The 3,464-nt window shown below is 71.6% G+C and carries 2 protein-coding genes and 1 pseudogene; all 3 read left to right on the top strand.

Features of this window, described 5'->3' with window-relative positions; translation table 11 throughout:
* Positions 1 to 726 (top strand): annotated as a pseudogene (locus ACIRDX_RS21835) (fucose isomerase); the annotation flags it as partial.
* 155 nt (positions 727 to 881) lie between these two features.
* Positions 882 to 2,531 carry a ribulokinase gene (locus ACIRDX_RS21830; RefSeq protein WP_396627533.1) on the top strand — a complete coding sequence of 550 codons (1,650 nt, stop codon included), beginning with the start codon at positions 882 to 884 and terminating at the stop codon, positions 2,529 to 2,531.
* Between the two features lie 73 nt (positions 2,532 to 2,604).
* The coding region (locus tag ACIRDX_RS21825) for a hypothetical protein (protein ID WP_396627532.1) at positions 2,605 to 3,464 on the top strand (860 nt) is incomplete at its 3' end.

Genomic DNA, 3,464 nt, shown 5'->3' with positions numbered 1-3,464 from the left:
CTGCTGAAGAAGCAACTCGGGATGTACTACGGCGCGATCGACCTGATCGAGGAGTTCGGGTACGACTTCTGCGGCATCAAGGGGCAGCGCGAGCTCACCGAGCACTACGCGACGGCCGACGTCGCCGAGGCGTTCCTCAACGATCCGTACCACCCCGACGGCACGCCCAAGCCGTCCATCGTCTGCTCGACCGAGGCCGACTCGGATGCCGCGCTGACGATGCAGATCTTCAAGCACCTCTCCGGCACGCCCGTGCTGTTTGCCGACGTGCGGCACTATCACGCCGACCTGGGCCTGTGGGACCTGTGCAACAGCGGCGAGCACGCCACCTACTTCGCCGGGCGCAGCCTCGACCCGGCGGTGAACCTGGCGCAGACCGAGTTCCGTCCGCAGGGCTTCTACTTCCCGGCCGGTGGCGCTGCCGTGTACCACGTGGCCGCGCCGGGCCAGGTCACGCTCGCGCGCCTGACGCGCCGCGCCGGGCGCTACCGGATGGTGGCCTTCCGCGCCGAGTTCGTCGACCTCGGCGATCGCAAGCACGAGGTCGCCGCCATCAGCCAGGACAACTGGCCGCACGCGTTCGCCAGGTTCGCCTGCACACCCGACGCCTTCATCCAGGCCTTCAACTGCAACCACATCCACGGCGTGTACGGCGACTGCCTGGCGGAACTGCAGGGCGTGTGCGACGTGCTCGGTGTCGAGTGCGAGGTCCTGTCGGGTCGCTGAGAAGCGGCAGACATCAATTCAGAATTCAGAATTCAGAGTTCAAGGACGCGGAATGCAGGGGGCACGAGGACTGGAGATCCTCGCCCCCAGCTTCATCGTGAAGTGCGAATTCTGAATTGCGCGGCCGAGCCTCCTGCGCCGCGCAAGGAGCGGACATGACGGCAGTCATCGGCATCGACTTCGGGACCGAATCGGCACGCGCGCTGGTCGTGGACACGCGCGACGGCCGCGTGCTCGGCAGCGGTGTGAGCGCGTACCACCACGCGGTGATCGACGAGACGTTGCCGTCGACCGGAGCGGCGCTCGGCGCGGAGTGGGCGCTCCAGCACCCGGGCGACTGGATGGCGTCGCTCGAGGCCTGCGTCCGCGACGCCCTCGCGAGCGCGAGTCTCGCGCCGGCCGAGGTGGTCGGCGTCGGCATCGACTTCACGGCCTGCACGGTGCTGCCGGTGCGCGCCGACGGCACGCCGCTGATGGAGGATGCGCGGCTGGCGGCCGAGCCGCACGCCTGGCCCAAGCTCTGGAAGCACCATGCCTCGCAGCCGCAGGCGACGCGCGTCACCGACGTCGCCGCAGCCCGCGGCGAGCGCTGGCTGCCGCGCTACGGCGGGAAAATCTCGTCGGAGTGGATGCTGCCCAAGGCGCTGCAGGTGCTCGAGGAGGCGCCGGGCGTGTTCGCGGCGGCCGACCTGATCGTCGAGGGCGGCGACTGGGTGGTCTGGCAGCTCACGGGCACGTTCGCGCGCAATGCCTGCGCGGCCGGGTACAAGGGGCTCTGGCACAAGGGCGAGGGCTATCCGTCCGACGCCTATCTGCGCGCCCTCCATCCGGGACTCGAGGGCTTCTACGCGTCGAAGGGCGGCGGACAGGCCGTGGTCGCGCCGGGCGCGCGGGTCGGCACCCTCACGCCGGCCTGGGCCGAGCGCCTGGGCCTGTTGCCCAGCACGGCCGTCGGGGCTGCCCTGATCGATGCGCACGCGGGCGTGCTCGGCAGCGGCGCGACGACGCCCGGGGCGCTGATGCTGATTCTGGGCACGTCCACCTGCCACCTTGTGCTGGCCGAGCAGGAGCAGCTCGTGCCCGGCGTCGCCGGCGTCGTCGAAGACGGCATCGTCGCTGGCCTGTTTGCCTACGAGGCGGGGCAGGCGGCGGTGGGCGACAGCTTTGCGTGGTTCGTCGACGCGCTCGCGCCTGCCGACGTGATCGAGGAGGCCGCGCGGCGCCAGGTGTCGGCCCACGAGGTCCTCACGGCGCGCGCGGCGGGGCTGCGACCGGGCGAGAGTGGCCTGGTGGCGCTCGACTGGTGGAACGGCAACCGCAGCACGCTCGTGGATGCCGAGTTGAGCGGCCTGCTGGTCGGCGCGACGCTGGCCACGCGGCCCGAGCATGTCTACCGCGCCCTCGTCGAGAGCACGGCCTTCGGCACGCGGGTCATCGCTGACGCGTTGCGCGAGGGCGGCGTGCCGGTGACGCGCATCGTGGCCGGCGGCGGCCTGACGCGCAACCCGATGCTGATGCAGATCTACGCCGACGTCCTCGGCCTCGAGATCGAGGTCGCCGGCGCGTCGCAGGCCTCGGCGCTCGGCGCGGCGATGCTGGGCGCGGTGGCGGCCGGCGTCGGCGCTGGTGGGCACGCGTCGGTGGAAACGGCGGCGGCCGCCATGGCACCGGGGCCGACCGAGCGCTATCACTGCGACCCGCAGGCGCACGAGCGATACACCGCGCTCTACGGGATCTACGGCGAGTTGTACGACCTGTTCGGGCGGCAGCGCGACCTGATGCACCGGCTGCGCGCACTCAGGTAGGCCACAGACTACAGCCGGCAGGCCGCCTGTGGCCCGAGAGCTGCGGCCTGCTGGTGCGCTACGCTTGTCGGTCGTGCGCGCGCCTCCCCGAAGCCGGACAGCCTTCCTGCTGCTGTACGGCGCCCTTCTCGTCTGGCAGATCGACCGGTGGTGCTTCACCCCGCACGGGTTGGCGTCCACGTGGACCGCGCGCGGCGACGACCGACAGGTGACGGCGGCCTCGCCGCGCGGCGTCTCGCAGGCCTTCACCATGGGGGCCGATGGCCTCGACGGCGTCTGGCTTCGCCCGCGCCCGTCCGTGGCCACGCCTCAAGGGGATCTGATCGTCGACCTGCTCGACGTGCAGGCTGATGCGCCCACCCGGGTGGAACGCGTGATCGTGCCGGCGGCGGAGGCCGTCCGCTCGACGTCGCTGCATGTCCCGTTTCGTCAGGTCCGCGCCTCTCGCGGGCGCCACTACCGGCTCGATGTGCGTCACGTCAACGTCGGGGACGGACCGGGCGTCGAGTTGGCGACGTCCCGCGACGACACCCTGCCCGGCGGCCGGTTCTTCGCAGACGGGACCGAGCAGTGGGGAGACCTGGTCTTCGAGACGTCGAGCCGGCGAGCGACGCTGCCCTACTGGCTGCACGAGGTGCTGCGCCCCTGGCCCGCCTGGCTGCGCTCGTGGCCGGTCATCGCGTTCGTCATGGTCACCGTCAACCTCGTGTTGGCGTGGACCGTGTCCGTGGCGACCGCCCCGGGGTACCTGCCCGGGAGCCAGGGAGCCGCCATGCCCTCGCCGCAGTGGTCAGCGGGAACCCTGCGGCGCCTGTCGACCGGGGCCCTCTGGACCGTGGTCGTGGCTGGCCTGGTCATCGCCGCACGGCCGACCGGACGGTACCGATCGCTGGACCTGCTCGACGCGCTGCCGGAGGCGCGCATCGAGCACGG

The organism is Luteitalea sp., from assembly GCF_044337415.1.
GTDB lineage: Bacteria > Acidobacteriota > Vicinamibacteria > Vicinamibacterales > Vicinamibacteraceae > Luteitalea.
The sequence above is the reverse complement of the archived record's forward strand: the minus strand, read 5'-3'. Positions and strand labels throughout refer to the sequence as shown.

What these genes read in the sequence shown, in the direction of transcription:
- ACIRDX_RS21830 (WP_396627533.1), top strand. Translation starts at nt 882, where the DNA reads ATGACGGCAGTCATCGGCATCGACTTCGGGACCGAATCGGCACGCGCG.